Source organism: Streptococcus sp. SO4 (assembly GCF_030440055.1).
In the GTDB taxonomy this organism is placed as follows: Bacteria; Bacillota; Bacilli; order Lactobacillales; family Streptococcaceae; genus Streptococcus; species Streptococcus nidrosiense.
The window spans coordinates 40,929-63,051 of sequence record NZ_JAQFJI010000011.1 but is presented as its reverse complement, the minus strand read 5'-3'; the positions used below and the strand labels follow the sequence as shown (position 1 = coordinate 63,051).

Annotated in this window: 24 protein-coding genes, 1 tRNA gene, 1 pseudogene and 1 riboswitch; of the genes and pseudogenes, 5 read left to right on the top strand and 21 right to left on the bottom strand. The window is 37.7% G+C overall.

The features are described 5' to 3' along the window. Window positions 1-7 precede the first annotated feature (7 nt). The 11 genes from PCY08_RS07800 to PCY08_RS07750 all read right to left on the bottom strand — a co-directional run bounded on the left by PCY08_RS07800 (window position 8) and on the right by PCY08_RS07750 (window position 8,678). Window positions 8-598 (bottom strand): 3'-5' exonuclease, encoded by a 591-nt coding sequence (locus tag PCY08_RS07800; protein WP_301559979.1) that lies wholly within the window; start codon window positions 596-598, stop codon window positions 8-10. Between the two features lie 70 nt (window positions 599-668). Then, entirely contained in the window at window positions 669-1,160 is a 492-nt protein-coding gene (gene rocS / locus PCY08_RS07795) for a chromosome segregation protein RocS (protein ID WP_000021254.1), read from the bottom strand. Between the two features lie 176 nt (window positions 1,161-1,336). Continuing rightward, on the bottom strand, window positions 1,337-2,215 hold the full coding sequence (gene truB, locus PCY08_RS07790) for a tRNA pseudouridine(55) synthase TruB (RefSeq protein ID WP_301559978.1): 879 nt from the start codon (window positions 2,213-2,215) through the stop codon (window positions 1,337-1,339). 3 nt (window positions 2,216-2,218) lie between these two features. Next, entirely contained in the window at window positions 2,219-3,022 is an 804-nt protein-coding gene (locus tag PCY08_RS07785; protein ID WP_301559977.1) for an alpha/beta hydrolase, read from the bottom strand. Between the two features lie 35 nt (window positions 3,023-3,057). Then, entirely contained in the window at window positions 3,058-3,501 is a 444-nt protein-coding gene (locus PCY08_RS07780) for a GNAT family N-acetyltransferase (RefSeq protein WP_301559976.1), read from the bottom strand. A gap of 9 nt (window positions 3,502-3,510) precedes the next feature. Continuing rightward, complete coding sequence (locus PCY08_RS07775) at window positions 3,511-4,785, bottom strand: DUF2130 domain-containing protein (protein WP_301559975.1); 1,275 nt, start codon at window positions 4,783-4,785, stop codon at window positions 3,511-3,513. A gap of 80 nt (window positions 4,786-4,865) precedes the next feature. Further along, window positions 4,866-5,663 carry a formate/nitrite transporter family protein gene (locus PCY08_RS07770; protein WP_000254784.1) on the bottom strand — a complete coding sequence of 266 codons (798 nt, stop codon included), beginning with the start codon at window positions 5,661-5,663 and terminating at the stop codon, window positions 4,866-4,868. A 388-nt stretch (window positions 5,664-6,051) separates the two neighbouring features. Continuing rightward, the gene (locus tag PCY08_RS07765; RefSeq protein ID WP_301559974.1) at window positions 6,052-6,849 is read right to left on the bottom strand and encodes a formate/nitrite transporter family protein; all 798 of its coding nucleotides are present in this window, start codon (window positions 6,847-6,849) and stop codon (window positions 6,052-6,054) included. Window positions 6,850-6,920: 71 nt separating this feature from the next. Further along, window positions 6,921-7,568 carry a hypothetical protein gene (locus PCY08_RS07760; protein WP_301559973.1) on the bottom strand — a complete coding sequence of 216 codons (648 nt, stop codon included), beginning with the start codon at window positions 7,566-7,568 and terminating at the stop codon, window positions 6,921-6,923. A gap of 66 nt (window positions 7,569-7,634) precedes the next feature. Continuing rightward, a complete protein-coding gene (locus PCY08_RS07755) occupies window positions 7,635-8,108 on the bottom strand; it encodes a hypothetical protein (RefSeq protein WP_148131272.1) in 474 nt (157 codons plus the stop codon). A 60-nt stretch (window positions 8,109-8,168) separates the two neighbouring features. After that, the gene (locus tag PCY08_RS07750) at window positions 8,169-8,678 is read right to left on the bottom strand and encodes a QueT transporter family protein (protein ID WP_045763277.1); all 510 of its coding nucleotides are present in this window, start codon (window positions 8,676-8,678) and stop codon (window positions 8,169-8,171) included. Continuing rightward, window positions 8,679-8,776, bottom strand: a riboswitch (PreQ1 riboswitch). A 28-nt stretch (window positions 8,777-8,804) separates the two neighbouring features. Between PCY08_RS07750 and PCY08_RS07745 the strand changes: the two genes are divergently transcribed. The 3 genes from PCY08_RS07745 (at window position 8,805) to PCY08_RS07735 (ending at window position 9,870) form a co-directional block, all read left to right on the top strand. After that, window positions 8,805-9,239, top strand: a complete 435-nt coding sequence (locus tag PCY08_RS07745; protein WP_301559972.1) for a GtrA family protein — start codon at window positions 8,805-8,807, stop codon at window positions 9,237-9,239. Between the two features lie 70 nt (window positions 9,240-9,309). Continuing rightward, on the top strand, window positions 9,310-9,690 hold the full coding sequence (mscL, locus tag PCY08_RS07740; RefSeq protein ID WP_045763279.1) for a large conductance mechanosensitive channel protein MscL: 381 nt from the start codon (window positions 9,310-9,312) through the stop codon (window positions 9,688-9,690). A 108-nt stretch (window positions 9,691-9,798) separates the two neighbouring features. Beyond that, window positions 9,799-9,870 (top strand) — tRNA-Arg (locus PCY08_RS07735). Window positions 9,871-9,915: 45 nt separating this feature from the next. On the opposite strand, the pseudogene PCY08_RS07730 reads toward PCY08_RS07735, so the two are convergent. From PCY08_RS07730 to PCY08_RS07720, 3 genes and pseudogenes are all read right to left on the bottom strand, one after another. Beyond that, window positions 9,916-11,081 (bottom strand): annotated as a pseudogene (locus tag PCY08_RS07730) (MFS transporter). 75 nt (window positions 11,082-11,156) lie between these two features. After that, complete coding sequence (locus PCY08_RS07725; RefSeq protein WP_301559971.1) at window positions 11,157-12,020, bottom strand: XRE/MutR family transcriptional regulator; 864 nt, start codon at window positions 12,018-12,020, stop codon at window positions 11,157-11,159. 1 nt (window position 12,021) lies between these two features. Then, window positions 12,022-13,923 carry an ABC-F family ATP-binding cassette domain-containing protein gene (locus tag PCY08_RS07720; protein WP_301559970.1) on the bottom strand — a complete coding sequence of 634 codons (1,902 nt, stop codon included), beginning with the start codon at window positions 13,921-13,923 and terminating at the stop codon, window positions 12,022-12,024. Between the two features lie 150 nt (window positions 13,924-14,073). Between PCY08_RS07720 and PCY08_RS07715 the strand changes: the two genes are divergently transcribed. Together PCY08_RS07715 and PCY08_RS07710 are read left to right on the top strand one after the other, a co-directional pair. After that, window positions 14,074-15,792: a phospho-sugar mutase gene (locus PCY08_RS07715; RefSeq protein ID WP_301559969.1), complete on the top strand. Its 1,719-nt coding sequence runs from the start codon at window positions 14,074-14,076 to the stop codon at window positions 15,790-15,792. A gap of 257 nt (window positions 15,793-16,049) precedes the next feature. After that, window positions 16,050-16,397 (top strand): thioredoxin, encoded by a 348-nt coding sequence (locus PCY08_RS07710; protein ID WP_301559968.1) that lies wholly within the window; start codon window positions 16,050-16,052, stop codon window positions 16,395-16,397. Window positions 16,398-16,533: 136 nt separating this feature from the next. Here the strand turns inward: PCY08_RS07710 and PCY08_RS07705 are convergent, their stop codons facing one another. The 7 genes from PCY08_RS07705 to mutY all read right to left on the bottom strand — a co-directional run bounded on the left by PCY08_RS07705 (window position 16,534) and on the right by mutY (window position 22,033). Next, window positions 16,534-17,307, bottom strand: a complete 774-nt coding sequence (locus PCY08_RS07705; RefSeq protein ID WP_223140898.1) for a potassium channel family protein — start codon at window positions 17,305-17,307, stop codon at window positions 16,534-16,536. A 52-nt stretch (window positions 17,308-17,359) separates the two neighbouring features. Then, entirely contained in the window at window positions 17,360-17,614 is a 255-nt protein-coding gene (locus tag PCY08_RS07700; RefSeq protein WP_045763285.1) for a type II toxin-antitoxin system RelE/ParE family toxin, read from the bottom strand. A gap of 1 nt (window position 17,615) precedes the next feature. Then, complete coding sequence (relB, locus tag PCY08_RS07695; protein WP_223140897.1) at window positions 17,616-17,858, bottom strand: type II toxin-antitoxin system RelB family antitoxin; 243 nt, start codon at window positions 17,856-17,858, stop codon at window positions 17,616-17,618. A gap of 89 nt (window positions 17,859-17,947) precedes the next feature. Next, on the bottom strand, window positions 17,948-18,757 hold the full coding sequence (locus tag PCY08_RS07690) for an MBL fold metallo-hydrolase (RefSeq protein ID WP_045763287.1): 810 nt from the start codon (window positions 18,755-18,757) through the stop codon (window positions 17,948-17,950). 1 nt (window position 18,758) lies between these two features. Continuing rightward, window positions 18,759-20,108 carry a cell wall metabolism sensor histidine kinase VicK gene (gene vicK / locus PCY08_RS07685; protein WP_223140896.1) on the bottom strand — a complete coding sequence of 450 codons (1,350 nt, stop codon included), beginning with the start codon at window positions 20,106-20,108 and terminating at the stop codon, window positions 18,759-18,761. Continuing rightward, entirely contained in the window at window positions 20,101-20,805 is a 705-nt protein-coding gene (gene yycF / locus PCY08_RS07680; RefSeq protein WP_000722070.1) for a response regulator YycF, read from the bottom strand. Before yycF ends, vicK begins: the two co-directional genes overlap by 8 nt. Window positions 20,806-20,869: 64 nt before the next feature. After that, complete coding sequence (mutY, locus tag PCY08_RS07675; protein WP_301559967.1) at window positions 20,870-22,033, bottom strand: A/G-specific adenine glycosylase; 1,164 nt, start codon at window positions 22,031-22,033, stop codon at window positions 20,870-20,872. Window positions 22,034-22,123 lie beyond the last annotated feature (90 nt).

The window sequence follows — 22,123 nt, the reverse complement described above, 5'->3', positions numbered from 1 at the left end:
AAACCTCCTAATCAAACAGCTGTGATAAATCTAAACCACCGAAAGGATTAGAGTTTAGACTACTCTTGGAGTCCAGTAAGATTCTACTTTCATCAGATTCTAGGAAAGCTTCATAAACACGCGCAGTCATTCGCGCATCCTCTAAACTGTTATGAGATTGGCCCTTGAATCCTAGAAATTCAGCCACAGTCTGTAACTTGAGATTTGCAATACCATGAAGATCAGAACTGCGTCGCTCAAAAGCTTCATCATAGAGATCAACTAGATATTGGCTACTATAATCCAAACCATGTTCCAACAAAATCGGTAAATCACTCTTGGCTGCATTGTATCCAACAAGGGGTAATTCGCCTACAAAATCTTGAAAATTCTTAAGAACTTCCTCCACCATCGGTGCATCTTTCAAGGTTTCAGAAGTGATACCCGTTAAACCGTTTATAAAACTTTTCAATGGTACATCTGTATGAACATAAGAGTCAAAAGCTCCAATTTCTTCACCATCTTTAAAACGGACAGCAGATACCTGAATCAAGTGAGTTTTATCTTGGTGTTCATTAAATTCCAAATCAAATGAAATATAATCTCTTATTTTTTCCATTTTATCCATCCCTTACTGTATGTGTAAAAAGAAACTACTTGGTTATACCTAGAAACCAAGCAGTTTTTTCTTATCCTCCAAATAAGCGAGCAAAGAAGCCTTTCTTCGTTGCTTGTACTTCTTGCTTAGCCTGATCCAACTCCAACTGAAGGTTTTCTTGGTCCTTCATGGCTTGTAGGGTTAACTGTTGTTGTTGATCCAATTGCTTATCTTTTTCTGCGATTTGACGGTCTTTAACACGCATCTGTTCATCTTTTTCAGCTAACTGTTTGTCTTTGGCTTTTAATTGCTCATAAAGACGGATGATTTCAGCATTCTTTTCATCAACAAGAATCTCCATTAACTCACGTTGCTTCACATCATCACTAACAGGTTCATCTTCAAAAATGGTTTTTTTGTAGATTTCTTCAAGCTTAATCAAGCCACTGCGAGTTACCACAGTGACTCCTTTATCATTTTTAGTCGTATCTTCTTCAGGTAATTCCTTGACACGGTTATTGATTGCTTGGCGGGACAAGCCCAAGACCTCAGCAATCTCACTAACAGTCATCTCAATACTCATAATATCCTCTGAAAGTTTTCTAGCTTTTCTTTATTTAAATATTATCATAAGCAAGCAAAACTGTCAAATATCACTGTATTTTCAACCCTTTTTCGAAATAATTTTTCTTCTAAACTAGACTGTCTATCAGCTTTTTTAAACTAAACATCAGTTTGCAATTTTTCCACCAGCTCTAATCAATTGAAAACCTTTCTTGGTTTATAAAGAGTATCCCGTTTCTCTAAAATGGCTAATAACTTATCACCTTCAAAACCAGCCAATTCCTTCTCAGTTTGCTCCAATTCAATAAAGCGACCAAAACGCACTTCTTCTGCTTGTTCTGGAGTCAAATAAACCTTAACTAAGTCACCTGTTCCAATCTCTAATGGATGAAGAAAGTCTAACTCACCAGCTTGAACCTTTTCCTCAATTTCATTCAAGGTCAAAGCATCATCTAACTGCAAGCCTGCAGCGCTTGTTCGTGTTAAATGAGACATATGAGCTGCATAGCCAAGTTTTTCTCCCAAGTCAACTGACAAGGTACGGATATAAGTCCCTTTGCTACATTTTACACGGAAACTAAATCGAGCAAGATTCTCCACATAGGAAATGGAACTGGTTCTTTCGAAACTATAAATCGTCACCTGACGTTCTGGACGCTCTACTTCTTGACCAGCACGCGCATACTCATAGAGTTTGCGACCATTAACCTTGATAGCAGAGTACATAGGAGGAACTTGTGTGATCGGCCCAGTCAGACTAGCAATGGCTTCATCGACAAGCTTTTCATCCAAGGGGGACAAAACGGGTGTCTCTGCAACGACTTCCCCACTAGCATCTTCGGTGGTTGTAGAATAGCCCAGAGTAATTTCACCCTCGTAAATCTTACCTTCGTCCTGCATAAACTCCACCATGCGAGTCGCCTTCCCTACAGCAATGGGTAAAACGCCCACAACATCAGGGTCTAGCGTCCCACCGTGACCAATCTTCTTGGTTCCCAAAATCTTTCGCAGCTTAAAAACTGCATCATGCGAGGTCATTCCCGATTCTTTTTTTAAATTGATAATACCGTTCATTTATTAACTTTCTAAAAATACTAAAACTCTTTTTTGGAAATCCTTATTCTGTTCATAGAGTGCATGTCCACACCCTAGTAAAATAATCAGTTGGCTACCTCTGATATGATGATGCAATCCAAACGAACCATCTACGCCAAGAACATCATCTTTTTCTGCTCCAATGATTAACGTAGGGCAGTTGATTTTTTCCAAAAAATCTAGACTATCATGTTTCAAACAAGATACAGACTGAATATCAATACGTTGTTTATCTTTAATATGACCAAAAATTCCCATTATTCGATAAAGGTATTTAAATTTTCCAAAGGATTTAGTCGTGTAAGAATGACGAGCGATATTAATCATCAGATCTTTATAAGTTCCTGTTTGACTCAAGTTCAGCCAACAACTAATTCTATCCCTACCTAGATTACTTAGTTTTGCAGTTGTAACAGCCAATACTAGCTTTTCAACCTTTTCTGGAAAGTTTACAGCTAGCCATTGGGCAATCATCCCACCTTGTGAAATCCCCATAACATAGGCACTGGTAATATTTAACACCTCCATTGCTTCTGCAACATCTGCTGCCATATCCCGTGTCGTATAACCCCGCCTCAACTCATTAATTCGAGAAAAAACATAAATTTTGTAACGTTCAGCAAGTATACGGTATGTGATTGAAAAAGGCATAGCCATACCTTTAACGGTCTGAAGCCCATCCCCCAATCCTGGTATGATAACGAGAGACTTCTTTCCTTTACCAAAGGTCACATAGTCCATGCTCTTTTCGTTAAAATATAAGGTTTTCCCTTTTGTTGAAGACATTACTTCGTTCCCTCTACTATTTTTTTTTTCATGATTTATTTATGTTGAGTTTTTAAATGCAAGGCAAAGCCGGCAGTCACTTTTTCAAATCCAACTGTCTGATAAAACTGATGTGCAGCATTTCGTTCACCGGTTAATCCACTATTTAGAGCCAGTGCCTTAACTCCTTCTTTTACCGCTTGTTTTTTCAATTCATCGATTAGCCTACTAGCAATTCCTTGTCGTCTTGTTTCTTTTGCAACTGACAAAGCTAAAATACGATAGTAAGATCCATCTGCTTCAAAAAAGAAGAGCTTTGCATAACCTAAGAAACCTAAAATTTCTCCGTTTCTTTCAGCTAGAAGACAGCCATAATGTGGTTGAGAAAGAATTATTTCTAAACGTCGAGACAGCTTAGAAGCGGTCGTTGGATAGCCCAAGTCTTCGTATAAAGACAGTAGGGCTTCAGTATCTTTCATGGTTGCTTTTCGTATCTGCATAGGATCCTCCTATTCCCCCTTCAAGGCATCAAACTTAGCCTTCATTGTTGGATTTTTGCGGGTCAATTTTTTAACAGAAACATCATCTAGCTTATTGTTAGCGAGGCGGAGTTGGTTTTCTGATGTGGTCAAGAATTTCTTAACCTCTTCCATACGCTTAATGGCTTTATCGATTTCATCGATTGCTTTACCAAAATTGGTCGAAGCGGAGTTATAGTTCTTTGCAAAAGCTACTTTGAAGGCATCCAAGTCTTCCTCGAAATGAGTGATATCAATATTTTGTTCACGAACAAGCGCCAATTCCTGCTTGTATTTGAGAGAATTCAGTGCAGCATTGCGCAAGAGTCCAATCAACTGGATAAAGAACTGGGGACGAATGACATACATCTTCTCATATTCGTGACTAACATCGACAATCCCAGTATTGAAGTAGTCGTTATCAGCCTCAAGCATACTTACCAAAACTGCATACTCACAATTTTTCTCACGGCGGTCCTTATCCAACTCTTTGTAAAAATCCGCATTCTTATGTTTCTTCTCTGTTCCGTCTGCTTCATTCTTCATCTCAAACATGATGGAAATGAATTCTAGTCCATTTTCATCAAAATCACGGAAGATAAAATCGCCCTTAGAACCACGTGCTGAAACCTTATTGTCCTTCTCAAAGTAGGCATTTGGAAAGGCAAAACTTCGAACCTTGTTGAATTCACTCTCCGCATAGTGTTCCAAACTTTCACCGATTGCCTTGGTTGATTGTTGCGCCTTGAAATTCTTGTAAAATTCAACCTGTTCACTGGCTGCCTTGAGCTGGGCTTCATAGTTTTGTTTAACAGAAGCTAGAGACAACTCATTTTCTTTTTCTTGTAAGAGGAGCTGATTTTTGACCTGATCACGTTCTTTTTCAAGATCAGAAAGAGTTTTTTGTAGTTGATTTTCATGCTCCAAGCGCAGGGTAGCTAACTGATTCTCCAGTGCTTGGACTTCTTTTTCTTTCTCTAGCAGACTTTGACTAGCAGTTTGCTCCACCTCTTTCTTAGCCAATTCTTTTTCTGTATCAAAGTTGTTAATTTGACTTTGAAGCTGGGCAATTTCTTGGTCTTTTTGAGCCAGTTTTGCCTGTTGTTCATTTAAGGCTTTTTGTTCTACTAATGTCAATTCTTGCTTGATTCGCTCGTGTAATTCTTTGTCAAACTCTACAGTACGAACTTGAGAAATCAATTCTGCATATTGGCTTTCATTAACTGTAAATACTTCGCCACAATTGGGACATTTAATCTCGTTCATGTTATTCCTCTATATTTATCTATTCTACATTCATTATAGCATGGATAAACAAAAAGAAAAAGTTGGAATGAATCCAACTTTTAATCTACGTATGTATCTTCGTTTTTATTTAAGAAGGCGTAAGGTAATCCCATCAGTAGACCACCACCAATAAAGTTACCAATAAAGGTTACACCCCAGTGACGAAGAATATTTCCAATACCGAAGTTTGCGATTGAATCAGCAGCAACACTGAATTTCACGATAGCAAATGATGCAAAGTTTGCGGCAATGTGTTCATTTGTTAAGAATACAAACATGTAAATGGCTGAAAGAACCAACCAAAGTTTAGCTCCCCCATCTTTGACTAAAACAAATGAAAGAATTGCGATATTTACAAAGACATTAGCCAAGATAGCTTCAAGCAAGACTAGTTCATTTGAACGGCCCAACTTCATTTCCACAACTCCAGAAATAAAGCTATCATGTGTTAGGTTTGCATAAGCCGCTGAATGCGCAAAGCCCCATCCTGCTATAAGAGCACCGATCAAATTAAAGAGTGTACAATATAGAAGGATTTCAGCTGTTTTTCTCCAGCTAATCTTTTTCAAAAAGCTACCAGCTGTCAAGAACATCATGTTAGATGTTACCAATTCAGCATTTAAGAATACAATGTAAGCCAATCCCCAAGCGAAAACAAATGGGAAGAGGAAGCGTCCACTACCTGGAGCAATTTTATTAATCAAGTCAGCTCCAACTGCACCAGCTGCTGTACTAAATGTTAAGAATGCACCAGCAAACATTGAACGGATAGCATACTTGAATTTACTTTGACTGTAAAGACTTTCCTTTTTCTTACAAGCAAACTCAATTTTTGAGATAAATTCTGAAGAAACCATATTAACTCCTAAAACTTTTATTTGTGAATATTATAACATAAAATCGAAATTATGGGAAGGCTTTCTTAATTCTATTTACAATATTTTTATCACTTTTAGCAATCGTTTCCATTTGCTTTGTATCAGCATATTTAATGTTTTCAACTCTTTATTTTCAAATTCTCTACTCTATATATTTAATATATGTTTTTCGCTTTGATCTATATGGAATTTACAAAAAATTCTCTTTAGTTTTCAGCTAAAGTCCATGTACTAATAATTTGTTTAAATTTATAGACAGAAAAAATAACGTTTTTATCAAAAGCTTCTTTGGAAAAAAATCGAGGTCTGGATTTTTAGTCCCGACCTCCTCAATTATTAATATTCATTTTATTTTCAAAAGCTTGTCCTAATCAACATAGGTCTCTTCATTTCTATTAAGATAAGCGTATGGTAAACCTATCAGGAATCCTCCACCAATCAAGTTAGCAATGAAGGTAACACTCCAATGACGTAGGATATTTGGAATATCAAAGTTTGCAATCTGATCAGCTACAATACTAAATTTAATAATACTAAAAGATGAAAAGTTAGCTGCAATATGCTCGTTAGATAAGAAAACAAACATAGAGATAGCTGACAAGATAATCCAGAGTTTGGCATTGCTATCCTTAACCAAAATTGAAGACAGAATGGCAATATTTACGAACATATTTGCCAAAATCCCTTCCAACAAGACCAACTCACTAGGTCGTGCCAACTTCTTGGCTACAATCTTTGGAAGATAACTGTCGTGTGTCAGGTGTGAAAAAGCCGATGAATTAGCAAAGCACCAACCTGCTAACAGAGCGCCAACTAAGTTGAAAAAGGCACAATAAAGTAAAATGATAAAAGTTTTTTTCCAATCAATCTTCTTCAAAAATGTTCCAGCTGTCAAGTACATCATATTTGAGGTAACCAACTCGGCATTCAAGAAAACGATATAGGCAAGTCCCCAAGCAAATACAAAGGGAAATAGGAAATATCCAGCACTTGGAACGATGCTATTGAGTAGATCAGCACCTATGGCCCCAGCGGCTGTACTAAAGGTTAAGAAAGCACCTGCAAACATCGAGCGAATGGCATATTTAAACTTACTTTGGTCAAATAGACTCTCTTTCTTATGGCAATAATAATCAATCTTTGAAATAAATTCTGACGAACTCATATAAACTCCTTAAAATATCATTGTTAATATTATAACATAAAATATTTTAAGTGGAAATAAATTTTTGTCCTTTACATTTGATTGTTTTTAGTGCTAGCAAAAGCTTCAATTTCTTCTGCAGTCAACCCTACCAGCTCTGAAACCCACAAGCCGACAATATCTGACAAAACAGAATCGCAGACATATTCATTCTCACCATGACCATATTTACAAGTAAATAGTGGGGTTCTTATCGCGGATTGATAAAAATTGAAAGCTAACTCTTGCAGTTTCTCTGGCTGAAATTCAAGTCCCAACTCTTGTGCGAGTCCAGCTCTCACTTTGTCCCACTTTTCGCCTTTTGACTGGTAGTTTTGTCGTGCTTTATTGATAAATCCCTGACAAAATTTTGACAACAAATGCTTGTTTTGATAGAGCAAACGACAGGAAAAGTCTGAGATAGAACCAGCATGAAGTAAGAAGGTAAGCAGGTCATCAAGGCTTTCTGCAACTCTCCCAACTTGGCCTTCACTCCCTATAAATCCGATACTATCATCTTCAAGAATTACATATTCTCCCCCACTACCGTCTTTAGCAAAGGCTATGGGCGAAAGAGAATAAACTTCATTGTTCTGAGAAAATTCAACCTCTTTCAACTGGTCATAAAAGAGAATATCGCATTCTTGCATCAATAAAATTCTTAGTTGTTTATCTTCTCTTATTACTTGTAGTTGATTCATATTAGCTACTCTCCTAGCTTTGACAACTGTCACAAGTGACAACAATCCAATTTTAGCAATCGACTCTTAATAATAATAATAGATTTTAATATGGCACTTCTTGGCCACATTGGCAAGATTTTTCAATAACTCCTCGTTTCTTTTGCTTTTTCCAAAATGAAAAGTAAAAGATTTTCCATCTTTCCTTGTAAAGTACAGATGATACCTGTCCCCATTCATTCTTCTCCCACGAACGTAATCAATATCAATCTGTCTAATTTCAGCTAGAGGAACAATCCTTTTTCTAAAAAGAATAATCGTGTGAATGTATAATCTTCCCTTTGCAATATGAAAAGGATCCAACATACTCCCACCACTTTTTAAAGATGTCTTAACTCTTTGGAAAAAAAGATAGAAATAAAATAGTGCTAAAAAAATTAACAAAAATCTAATGACCTGATTTTTCCAAAGGACTTCAAAAACTGAAATACGATAACCATACATATTAAAATAATCCCTTTTTTCTTTATTATACCACTTTTGTTGAGCTTCTAGGTTCATGGATAAAGAAAAAGACTGAACAATGTTCAGCCATTTTCAATAATATTTCATGTGATATCTTTATCTGGTCAAATCAAGACGTTTACCGATTTTACCGATAAGAATAGCACCAACAATGAGTGAAGCGAATTCCCCGATAGCAGTTGTAAACCAAGTTAAGAAGAAAGGTGCTTCTGCTACGATGTTCAATTCAGCAGCAATGGTGATCATTGAAATCGAAAAAAGAATTGAAAAGAAGAAATGATCTTTTCGAATCAATCCATTAAAAAGATAGTCTTTTTTATATTTGCTAAACAACCATACACCTAAACTTAGGAAGACAAGAGTTGATCCTCCACCAACCGCGACATCGATGATTCCAAAACTGAAGAAATTAGCAATCATACAGCCAAGAGTAACACCGATAATGTACTTAGGATTGTAAAAGGCAAGAAAATTCATCATTTCAGAGATACGGAACTGATAAGCACCGTAACTGATAGCATTAAGGGGTGGTGTGATTGTCAAAACCACATAAATTGCTGCGACAATGGCAATATCTGCCAAATCACGGACAGTAAGTTTTTTCATCTATTATTCTCCTTTAGCGATTAACCCGCGTATAATATGCTTGGTGAAAGAAGCTAAGCACCAAGGGTTGAACAAGTCAACCTTTCAAGTATAGCACATTTATGTCCTTTATGCTATACTATTTTTATGAAAACATGCATAAAAAATTTTTTCGATAATGAAATCCTCTCCTACTTATTTTTTGGAGTTGCAACGACACTTGTTTCTATCATTGTTCGTATCACTATTTTTTACTTTTTCCAACAAGAATTATGGGCGACTGCGCTGGGAAATATAGCTGGAATTCTTTTTGCTTTTTTCACCAATGATACCATTGTTTTTAAACAAAAACGAAAACATTGGTTCAAGCGCCTGATAAAGTTTACGACTGCAAGATTCATAACCTTCCTATTAGACCTACTTCTGACCTTTATTTTTGTGACTAGTTTCCCCCATATTATAGGTCAATTCGTAGGTGATAATCTCAATACTATCAATTCAATTGAGACTATTTTTGCACAGGTCACCATCATAGTCCTCAATTACATCTTCAGTAAAGTTTTTGTTTTTAAAAAACAATAAGCATACTTCTTGCATTCTAATAACTATTATACTATAATTAAGACTGTTAAATTACGAAAGGAAAAAGAAAATGTTAAAAGATCTTAAAGAATTTTTGCTCCGCGGTAACGTTGTAGACCTTGCTGTCGGTGTGATCATTGCATCTGCTTTTGGTGCTATCGTAACTTCATTTGTTAATGATATCATCACTCCACTTCTATTGAACCCTGCTTTGAAAGCAGCGAAAATCGAACGTATTGCTGAACTTTCATGGAATGGGGTTGCTTACGGTAACTTCTTGAGTGCTGTTATCAACTTCCTTGTAGTTGGTACTGTTCTATTCTTTGTGATTAAAGCAATGGAAAAAGCTCAAAACCTTCGCAAAAAAGAAGAGGTTGCTGAAGAAGCACCTGCTGGTCCAACTGAGTTGGAAGTTCTTCAAGAAATCAAAGCTCTTCTTGAGAAAAAATAATCATCTAGAGGATTCGGTTCAATACTGAATCCTTTTTTACTTCCCCTTTTGCTGAGTTTAGAAAAAACTTGAGTTCAGCTCTCTTTTTTGATATAATAATTAAAGTTTCCACCCTTAGTGTAATGGATATCACGTAAGATTCCGGTTCTTGAGATGGGGGTTCGATTCCCTCAGGGTGGATAGATGTAAACAAAAAAGCAACGGCGCCGTTGCTTTTTTTCTGTGTTACCCTTGTCTTTGAATATAGAAGATTGATACTAAAGAAAGAAAAATAACTCCAAGACCGATAATTAAAAAGGAACCTAAATGAACACTTGGTAGAAAGGTCATTAACCCTTCGCAATCGGCATAAAGAGAATTGCCAGTGTAAAAATGGTACTCAATACCCTCCCCAGATAGTCTCCGTCAACCTTGGTCTGTACTTGTGTAAAGAAGTGAATATTAAAAATTGTCATAAATAATTCACAAACTAGGTTTCCTGAAAAAGTGAGAAAATTAGGTAGTGGCAAGCCCATCATGAAAACTCCTACTCCTGTGAGGATCAATAAGAACAAAAGTGTATTCATACTGGATTTAAATTTATTTGCAATCAATGCTCCGATGATTGAGCCAATTGCACCCATGGTTAAGATAGTTGCATAGGCTCCTTCTACACCATAGAGTTTATTTGAAAAAGGGAGCAAAAACTCAAAAGCTGCAAAAAAGAAATTCACACTGGAAGCCACTAACAAGAGAAAGAAAATTTCTTTTTGATGCCAGATATAGTGCAAGCCATCTTTGATATCTGCAAAAATATCTTTCCCTGTAAAACTCTTCTGCTCTTGAACCTTTGGTTCTTCTTTGGGAAGTAAAGCGACTAGGGCAAAAGCGATGAAAAAGGTCAAAGCATCTAATAAGAGCGTCAGATGGAGACTAGCAAATTGTAAAACAAGGAAAGAAAGCACTGGAGAACTGACTCCTACAACCTGTAAAACTAACTCCAAGCGAGAGTTATATATCACTATCTCGTCCTTTGCTACAACTTCAGTTATAATAGCTTTATTGGCAGTTCGAGAAAATGCAAAGGCAATCGCTTGAACAATATTAGCAAAGATCAAAGCTCCAATCATCCAGTTATCATTTCTGATAAAGGAAATGGTCAGACAGAGAATCCCACAAACCAAGTCTGTTGTCATCAAAATCTTGCGACGGGAAAAACGGTCTGAAATCACGCCTCCAAAGGGATTAACTAGTATGGATGTAACGAGTTCAGAGATCTGATAAATCCCTAGAACGGTTTGCCCAATCGTTCCCATTGATGCCAACCAAACACTATTCCCATAATCATAGAGCATATTTCCTAGTTTGTTAATAGCTCCACGACTAATCAACTGTACTGCATATCGATTCATAAAAACTCCTCTCAAATTTTGAAACTATTGTATCAAAACTTGAAGGAGTTTCTCATTTTTCCCATATTTGGGAAATTAATCTTTTACAAATTTATCGTAATGTTCCTGATAGTAAGCTACTTGCTCCGGAAGACCTAGCAGGTCAAAAATATGCATGGCTTCCTGCATTTGTTTACAACCTTCTTCTTTTTGCCCCTTCTGATAAAGAGAGAATCCTTTAAGATAGTGGAAAACATTACGCTCATAGAGTTTGATGCTCTTACCTATAATCTTCTCTATATAAGCTTCAAAGTAGCTGGCATTTTCAAAAGCAAGATGTTCTAAACAATGCTGGTAACAATTAAGAGCTAAAATCAAGACCAGTTTTCGATGGCGGCCAATTTCTTTGTAGAAATCTTCCCTCTCCATCACTTCTCTACCAAGGCGAGCAACATAGTCCACATCATAAAAGCTGTAGAGATTGCCAAACAGAATCAACTCATACATGGTCCATTCGTCTGTTTGAAAAAGATAATCCGCCACCTTATCCAGATCTGCTTGCTTCATAGTGAAGCTAGCAGATCTTTGACAAATCAGACCTTGTAACAAAATCCAGTTCAGCTCAAAATAGAGGGGATTAGTTGAACTCTTTGCTTTTTCAAGTTGTTCTTCTTGAAGTTTTTGAAAACCTGCAATATCATTTGAGTAGTAAAGTGGAATAATCTGAGCCATCAAGCTCACATGCTCATGATGTTGAAAATTTCTAGTCTTATCCATAAAATTCTCAATCGTCACATGAATATTATCTAATATTTCAAAGAAACGAGATGCAGCTAGATCCGACTCCCCCAATTCAAAGCGGGATAATTGGGAGGTAGAGCAAGCCTCTCCCGCAGCTTCTTTTAGAGAGTAATTTTTACTGATTCGAAATTCACGAAAAACTTTTCCAAGATTTTCCATCTTACACCTGCTCCGACAATTCTTCCCACTCCAGCATAGCTTCTTCCTGACGATGGCTAATTTTATCCAGTTCCGCTTGTAATTGCATGAGTTCATCCGCATCATTGGTGGTATGCATTTGTTCAGAGATAGCTTGGGCTTGAGTTTCCAGCTCTTCGATTTCTGTCTCAAGACTTTCGATTTGTCTCATCAATTTACGCAGTTCTTTTTGATTCTCTTTTTGCGCTTGGTAGTCATTAACTGGAGAAGCCTCTTTTTCTTGGCTATAAGCTGAAGCTTCTTCTGCTTGGCTAGCTGCTAGCTCTGCTTTTTTATCAACATAATAGTCATAATCACCCAGATAAAGTGTTGATCCATTCTCAGATAATTCCAGCACATGAGTGGCTACACGGTTGATGAAATAACGGTCATGGCTGACAAATAGAAGAGTACCATCAAAGTCAATCAGGGCATTTTCCAGAACTTCCTTGCTATCGATGTCTAAGTGGTTTGTCGGCTCATCGAGAATTAAGAAGTTATTGTTTTCCATGGAAAGTTTAGCCAGAAGCAAACGCGCTCGCTCACCACCTGAGAGCATTCCAACTGATTTTTTAACATCATCACCAGAGAAAAGGAAGGCACCTAGGCGATTACGGATTTCAACTTCTGGCGTCAATTTAAAATCATTCCAGAGTTCGTCTAAGACTGTATTGCTCGGTGTTAACTTACTTTGAGTTTGGTCATAATAACCAACCTCAACATTGGCACCAAAGCGCTTTTCCCCCTTGATAAAGGGAATCTGGTCCACAATGGATTTAATAAAGGTTGACTTACCAATACCATTAGGACCAACAATGGCAATAGCGTTCATCTTACGAAGGTCGAGGTTGATGGGTTCTGATAAAATTTCACCATCATAGCCAATGGCAGCATTCTCCACTGTCAAAACAACATTACCAGATACTCTATCAGAATGGAAGGTCATATTAGCTGATTTTTTACCAGCTTCGGGTTTATCTAAGCGCTCCATCTTCTCCAGTTTTTTTCGTCGGGATTGCGCTCGTTTGGTTGTCGATGCTCGAACAAGATTTCGATTGACAAAGTCTTCTAAGGCAGCAATTTCCTTCTGTTGCTTTTCGTAGTTTTTAGCTTCAGTTGCGAGCTTCTGCTCCTTCTGCTCCACAAAGCTCGAGTAGTTTCCTACATATCTGTCCAAAGAATGTTTTGTTAAGTCGAGTGTTATGGTCGCAACCTTATCGAGGAAATAGCGGTCGTGACTTACGATAATGAGGGCACCGCTATAGTTTACAAGGTAGTTTTCTAACCAGGCAATGGTTTCAATATCTAGGTGGTTAGTCGGCTCATCCAAAACCAAGAGATTAGGCTTTTCAAGAAGCATTTTGGCAAGGGCTAAACGAGTATTTTGACCACCAGATAACTCTGCAATTTTCATCTGCCACATAGACTCATCAAACTTAAAACCATTTAAGATAGCACGGATATCAGCTTCATAAGTAAAGCCTCCAGCCTGACGGAAATTTTCTGATAGGCGATCATAGTCAGACATGAGTTTATCTAGTTCTTCACCAGTCTTTTCCCCCATCTCCAACTCCATCTGTCGAAGTTGTCTTTCAGTACGACGCAAGTCATCAAATACATGAAGCATTTCATCATAGATGGTATTTTCAGACTCAAAGCGACTATCCTGTGCTAGATAAGAGAGGGAAATATCTTTTTTCTTATTGATTTCACCAGTGGTTGGCTCCTCTTCTCCAACCAATATCTTGAGCAAAGTAGACTTCCCAGCACCATTTTTTCCAACGAGGGCAATACGGTCTCTTTCATCTACTTGTAGGTTTATATTATCAAAAAGAACCTCTCCTGCAAAAGAACGTTCAATTTTATTAGCTTGTAAAATAATCATACAGTTAGTATAGCATGTTTCGGTAAGCCGTTCAAGACTTGTGGTTTAGCTCTATTCATAACTTTTCAGAAACTCACGCTAACGTTTTACTAAAACTTCAAATCGTGGTATAATGTAAGCGATTAGATTATATATTAAAGGAGATTTCCTATGGCTTATCAAGAAAACTACCAAAAATGGCTTGATTTCGCAGAACTTCCAGATTACCTTCGTCAAGATTTGGAAAACATGGACGAGAAAACTAAAGAAGACGCATTCTATACCAATCTTGAGTTTGGTACTGCAGGTATGCGTGGACTGATTGGTGCTGGTACTAACCGCATTAACATCTACGTTGTTCGTCAAGCAACTGAAGGTTTGGCTCGTTTGATTGAGTCAAAAGGTGGAAACGAAAAAGAACGTGGTGTAGCCATCGCTTATGATAGCCGTCACTTCTCTCCAGAATTTGCCTTTGAATCTGCAGCAGTTCTTGCTAAACACGGTATTAAATCTTATGTTTTTGAAAGTCTCCGTCCAACACCAGAACTTTCATTTGCCGTTCGTCACCTCAACTGCTTCGCAGGTATCATGATTACTGCTAGCCACAACCCTGCTCCATTTAATGGTTACAAGGTTTACGGAGAAGACGGTGGTCAAATGCCTCCACACGATGCTGATGCTTTGACAACTTACATCCGTACTATCGAAAATCCATTTGCTGTTGAAGTTGCTGATGTAGAAGCAGAAAAAGCATCTGGTTTGATTGAAGTTATTGGCGAAGCAGTCGATACCGAATACCTCAAAGAAGTTAAAGATGTGAACATCAACCCAGCTTTGATTGAAGAGTTTGGTAAGGACATGAAGATTGTCTACACTCCTCTTCACGGTACTGGTGAAATGTTGGCTCGTCGTGCTCTTGCTCAAGCAGGATTTGACTCTGTTCAAGTCGTTGAAGCTCAAGCAACTCCAGACCCAGATTTCTCAACTGTTAAATCTCCAAACCCAGAAAGCCAAGCAGCCTTTGCTCTTGCAGAAGAACTTGGTCGCCAAGTAGGAGCTGATGTTCTTGTGGCAACTGACCCTGACGCTGACCGTGTCGGTGTTGAAGTCCTTCAAAAAGACGGTAGCTACCTCAACCTTTCAGGTAACCAAATCGGTGCCATCATGGCTAAGTACATCTTGGAAGCTCACAAAAATGCTGGTACACTTCCAGAAAACGCAGCTCTTTGCAAATCTATCGTATCAACTGACTTGGTAACGAAGATTGCTGAAAGCTACGGCGCAACTATGTTCAACGTCTTGACTGGTTTCAAATTTATCGCTGAAAAAATCCAAGAATTCGAAGAAAAACACAATCACACTTACATGATGGGATTTGAAGAAAGCTTCGGTTACTTGATTAAACCATTCGTACGTGATAAAGACGCTATCCAAGCTGTTCTTGTTGTTGCTGAACTTGCAGCTTACTACCGTTCACGTGGTTTGACTCTTGCAGATGGTATCGAAGAAATCTACAAAGAGTACGGCTACTATGCTGAAAAGACAATCTCTGTTACCCTCTCTGGTGTTGACGGTGCTGAACAAATCAAAGCAATTATGGCTAAATTCCGCAACAATGCACCAAAGGAATGGAATGCAACAACTATCACTGTCGTTGAAGACTTTAAAGCACAAACATCTACTGCAGCTGATGGAACAGTTACAGCTTTAACTACTCCTCCAAGTGATGTGTTGAAATACACACTTGCAGATGGTTCATGGATTGCAGTTCGCCCTTCAGGTACTGAACCAAAAATCAAGTTCTACATTGCAGTTGTTGGTGAAAGTAACGAAGATTCACAAGCTAAGATTGCTAACATCGAAGCTGAAATCAATGCCTTTGTAAAATAATCAACTATTTAAAGGTCGGGAAAAATCCTGACCTTTATTTTTGATGATAAAGTAAAAGCTGACTGTAATTTATGTCTTCTTCTATCTCTTTTGACCAGAACTTTAGTTGCTATTTCTTTAAAGATACAGAAATATAGGACTAGAAAATCAGACTTAGTCTACTACTTTCTGCACCACCATCTATTCTCGTATCAAAACTGAGCAATTTTAGAAACTTTATGGCATACTAGACATAGCAATGAAAGCGAGGTAATCTCATGGAACAATTTTTAGAAAACATCAAAGATCTTGAAGTTACAACTGTAGCACGTGCTCAAGAAGCACTTGACAAGCAAGAAACAGCAACTTTCTTTATCGGACGCAAAACTTGTCCTTATTGCCGTAAATTTGCTGGTACATTGGCTGGTGTGGTGACTGAAACCAAAGCTCACATCTACTTCATCAATAGCGAAGAGCCAAGTCAACTTGAAGCTTTACAAGACTTCCGCTCACGCTATGAAATCCCTACTGTACCAGGATTCGTCCATGTTGCAAATGGACAAATAAATGTCCGTTGCGACTCTTCGATGTCAGCTCAAGAAATCAAAGAATTTGCAGGGTTGTAAGAAACTTAGTTTAAATTGAATTTTAGGAGATAATCCAATAATTTTTTTCATGTTAAAACGCATAATATCAAGGTTTATGAACACCTGATATTATGCGTTTTTTGATTTTATAGACTGTTGAAGAACTATTTGTTTGCTAACTTTTTTTCAGCAATTCTTTAACCATCTGATTCAGCTCCTCAAGCTTTTTATCTTGTGATTCTATTAATTGTCTTTGATTCTCAATTTCCTTATAAAGTTTATCAAGATTTATTTGAGTTTTAGATTCATCCTTAACAAAAAAATTAGTTAAAGAACTTGTTAGCATTCCTATTGTTCCAATTCCAACTAGCATCAATAATACAGCTAGCCATTTTCCAAATAGGCTACTCGGTACAATATCCCCATATCCAACAGTTGTAACTGTAACAAGTGACCACCATACACTATCAGAAAATGACTTCTCTTCAACAACCGATAAGATTGAACTACCAACTAGAACGATAAAAAAATTGACATACAGAATGTAAATTAATCCATTTGTTCTTAGAAAAATTTTTAGCTTTTTCTCTAATTTGCCAGTAAGACCTATAATTCTTAATAACCGACTTAGTTTTACTAACTTTGTTAAGCGTGCAAGACGGAAGATCCTCCCCAAACGAAAGACTGTAAAAATAGCATTCAAAGGCAGAATTGCAAGCAAGTCAAAAATGTTGTTTATAATAAATGACCATTTACTTTTGGAAATACTAAATCTCCAAATATAATCGACAAGAAAAACAAACCATATGACTAAGTCTATAATACTGTATGGAGGTTTCTCAAGATCAATTAAATCTGTAAAACCAAGTATTACTAAAACAACTGATATTAAAGCTAATATTATAATACTAGTATCGTAATAGGCTTTTATCTTCCACTTGTTCTGCAATCTGTAAACTCCTCTTGTTATAAAAAGTAAATAAAATAGTTTAATGGGAATTCTAATAAATATCTCTACGATGACCAACTTCCAGAGTAGAGACTATCAGTTCATCATCTACAATTTGCACAATAACTCGATAATTACCAATCCGGTACCTCCATTGACCACCTCGATTCCCCACCAAAGCTTTCCCATGACGTCTTGGATCCTCTAAAACGTTATTTTCTAGATACTTTGTAATTAATATTTGTGTATAACGATCTAATTTCCTTAGTTGTTTAATAAATCGTCTTGTTGGAACTAGCTTATACAAGTTAATCTTCCTCCAGACCTAGATCATGCATCATTTCTTCCCAAGTAATGGGTTTAAGCCCTTTTTCCAAATCTTCTAAATACTCTTGATAAGCTAAATCTGCTACACGAGCATCATATTCATCCTCTAAAGCTTCTAAAGTTTTTGTCCGTATCAACTCTGATAGAGAAACTCCTTCAAACTTAGCCATGGCTTTCATAAATGTTTTATCTGCTTCGGAAACTTTTAATGTAATAGTCGTCATGTTTCTTCTCCTATAACTATTGGTAACACTATTGTATTACTTTTTAAGAGCTCAGTCAAGATAAAAAGAACACCTCTCGGCGTTCCTTGCTATATCTCCGTCAATGGTGTTGCGGTATCTGGTGAAGTATCGTAAACTTGAAAGTCTACTCCAACTCCCAGATCTGCCTGAGCTAACTGATTGACCATGGTCATGTGGGCCAGCTCCTTGATATTATTTTCCTTAGACAAATGGCCTAGGTAAATCTTCTTGGTACGATTACCTAGTGTGCGAATCATAGCATCTGCTCCATCTTCATTTGAAAGGTGACCAAGGTCAGACAGGATGCGTTGTTTGAGTCGCCATGCGTAAGATCCTGCTCGCAGGATTTCCACATCATGATTTGACTCGATTAGATAGCCATCTGCATTCTCGACAATGCCAGCCATACGGTCACTAACATATCCCGTATCCGTCAACATAACAAAGCTCTTATCATCCTTCATAAAACGATAGAACTGGGGCGCAACTGCATCATGACTCACACCAAAGCTCTCAATATCGATGTCGCCAAATGTTTTAGTTTTTCCCATCTCGAAAATATGCTTTTGCGACGAGTCAACCTTACCAAGATACTTACTATTTTCCATAGCCTGCCAGGTTTTCTCATTGGCATAAAGATCCATGCCGTACTTACGAGCCAGAACGCCCACACCGTGGATATGGTCTGAATGTTCATGCGTAATCAAGATAGCGTCTAAATCCTCTGGTTTACGATTGATTTCACTCAAAAGGCTTGTAATTTTTTTGCCAGATAGGCCCGCATCTACTAAAATTTTCTTTTTTGGTGTTTCCAAGTAAAATGAATTTCCACTGGAACCCGATGCTAAAATACTGTATTTAAAACCGATATCACTCATTCTAGTCTTCTAGTTCATCCTCCCAAATCTCTTCTTTCACGGCATCCTTATCGTATGGCAGTACGATAGTAAAGGTTGAACCCTTACCGTATTCACTCTTAGCCCAGATAAATCCCTTATGTTGTTTGACGATTTCTTTAGCAATAGCAAGTCCTAGACCAGTACCACCTTGAGCACGACTTCTTGCCTTGTCAACACGATAAAAACGGTCAAAAATCTTTGGTAGATCTTCTTTAGGAATCCCAAGCCCTTGGTCCGAAATTGATAAAATCATCTGATCATCTGTAGTCTTCATGCTTACAGTGATTTTTCCACCATCTGGTGAATACTTGATAGCATTATTTAAAATATTATCAATCACCTGGGTCATCTTATCCGTATCAATCTCAATCCAAACAGAGTTAATCGGATAATCTCTCACCAACTCGTACTTCTTCTCCTCATCCTGACTTTTCATTTTATCAAAACGATTAAGGATAAAAGTGATAAAGGCCGTAAAATTAATCAATTCAACATCTAAGTGACTAGTTGCATTGTCAATCCGTGAAAGATGCAAGAGGTCCGTCACCATCCGCATCATACGGTTGGTTTCATCCAGAGAAACCTTGATAAAGTCTGGAGCAACCGGTTCTGTAAGAGCTCCTTCATCCAAGGCCTCAAGATAGGATTTTACACTGGTCAAAGGTGTACGCAACTCATGACTAACGTTCGAAACAAAAAGCCTTCTCTCTCGTTCTTCCTTCTCTTGTTCAGTTGTATCATGTAGAACTGCTACTAAACCAGAGATAAAGCCAGACTCTCTACGAATCAAGGCAAAACGCACGCGCAAGCTGATATACTCCCCATTCACATTTTGCGAATAAATCATCAATTCAGGACTTTGGGTAATGAGATCTCTCAGCTCATACTCTTCTTCAATCTTGAGTAACTCTAAGATATTTTGATTAAGAGCATCATCCCTTTCAACTCCAAGTTGTCTCTTAGCCATATCATTAATCATGATAATCTGACCACGACGATTGGTCGCAAGTACTCCGTCTGTCATGTAGGACAAGATACTATTCAACCTTTTACTCTCTTGTTCCAGATTTTCTTGAGTCAAACGGATTACTTCTGACAAATCATTAAGATTGTTAGTGATATTAGTTATCTCTGAGCTTCCCTGCATATCCAAAACCTGAGAATAATCACCAGCAATCAAATCCTTAACCTTCTGGTTTAGCTGTCTAAGGCGAATATTATCACGACGGCTCTCAAGCAAAAGAAAAGTCACCAGCATAATAAAGCCAATTAGGATGAGGATAAAGATAAAGTCACTCGTCAAAATTGTTTGTTTAATTACTTCAATCATTATTTCTCATATAATATCCTACTCCACGACGAGTTAGGATGTATTCAGGTCTACTTGGTGTGTCTTCAATCTTCTCGCGCAAACGTCTAATTGTTACATCAACTGTACGGACATCTCCAAAATAGTCATATCCCCAAACAGTTTCAAGAAGATGTTCTCGGGTAATAACTTGACCAAGATGAGAAGCTAAATGATGTAAGAGTTCGAATTCTCGGTGGGTTAGGTCTAACTCTTCACCATATTTCTTAGCCACGTAAGCATCGGGTAAAATCTCCAAATCGCCAATCTGCAGACTTTGTAATTTCGTTTCAGGTTCTTGGTTATCAACTGAGACAATATCTGTACGACGGAGAAGAGCTTTAACACGGGCCTGTAGTTCACGATTTGAAAATGGCTTGGTTACATAGTCATCCGCTCCAAGTTCAAGCCCAATAACCTTATCAAACTCGCTGTCCTTTGCTGAAAGCATGATAATAGGAACACTACTTGTCTTACGAATAGTTTTTGCAACTTCAAGTCCATCAATCTCTGGAAGCATCAAATCCAAGATAATAATATCTGGTTGCTCAGCTTCAAATTGTTCAAGAGCTTCACGACCATTAAAAGCAGTTACAACTTCATAACCTTCCTTGGTCATATTAAATTTTATAATATCTGAGATGGGTTTTTCATCATCTACAATTAGTATTTTTTTCATTTAGTCACCTTTTTCCTTATCTCATTATACCAAAAAAATGTAAAGAAGACACGAAAGACCGATACTAGCAGCTTCTTTTCAAGTAGGCTTGCCAAATCTTTTGCTGAGGTTTAGCTAGGGGATAATTGATAAATTCTTCCGGACTTAACCAAAGGACTTCTCTATCTGCATATTCCTGTGTTTCAGTAACTCGGCCTGCAATTATCTGGATATGCCATTTACGATGGCTAAAAATGTGCTTGACCTCTTCAAATCGTAGATCTTGCCAATCAACTTCAAGATCATAGTCCTGTTCAAAACTCTCCTGTGGAGATGGTCCCAGTTCTAGAATTGGCTCCGCTACTTGACTAAAAAGGTCCAAGTCCTGAGTCTGGTCTGAGAATTCATCAACTTCAATCAAGGGAAAATGCCAAAATCCAGCCAAGAGTTTTTCACTCTCATTCTTCTCTAATAGAAACTGCCCCTGATTGTTTTGCACTACAAGAGCCTTTAGATAAATAGGGATTGGCTTTTTCTTGGGAGCCTTAATGGGATAGCGATCCATGGTCCCATGTTGGTAAGCAGCACTGAACTCCTTAACAGGACTCTCCTCCGGTCTTGGATTAACAGGTGCCTCAATATCTGAACCTAAATCCATCAAAGCCTGATTGAAATCACCTGGACGATTTGGGTCAATCAAGATTTCCATCATTGCTTGAAAAATCTTGCGATTGCTAGGATTTCCAATATCATGATTGACTTCAAATAAACGTGCCAAAACACGCATGACATTGCCATCTACTGCAGGCTGCGGAAGGTTAAAGGCAATACTAGAGATTGCACCAGCTGTATAAGGACCAATCCCTTTTAAGCTTGAAATACCTTCATAAGTTGACGGAAACTTGCCTTCAAATTCATTCATAATCTGTTGAGCAGCTGTTTGCATATTGCGAACACGAGAATAATAGCCAAGTCCTTCCCAGGCTTTTAATAAGCGTTCCTCAGGAGCATTTGCTAAACTCTCTACAGTCGAAAACCAGTCTAAAAAACGTTCATAATAGGGAATGACGGTATCAACTCGAGTCTGCTGCAACATGATTTCAGATACCCAGATATGATAAGCGTTCTTGCTTCGTCTCCAGGGTAAATCCCGCTTGTTTTCGTCATACCAAGCTAATAGTTTTTGACGGAAAGAGAGAATCTTGTCCTCTTCCCACATGGTCACACCATATTTCTCCAAATCTAACATATTTCTAGTATAGCATAACCTTTTAGGATACTCAAAAAATCAAGATAAGGCCAGATAAAACACTCTCTTAAACTCTATTAGAAAATTAGC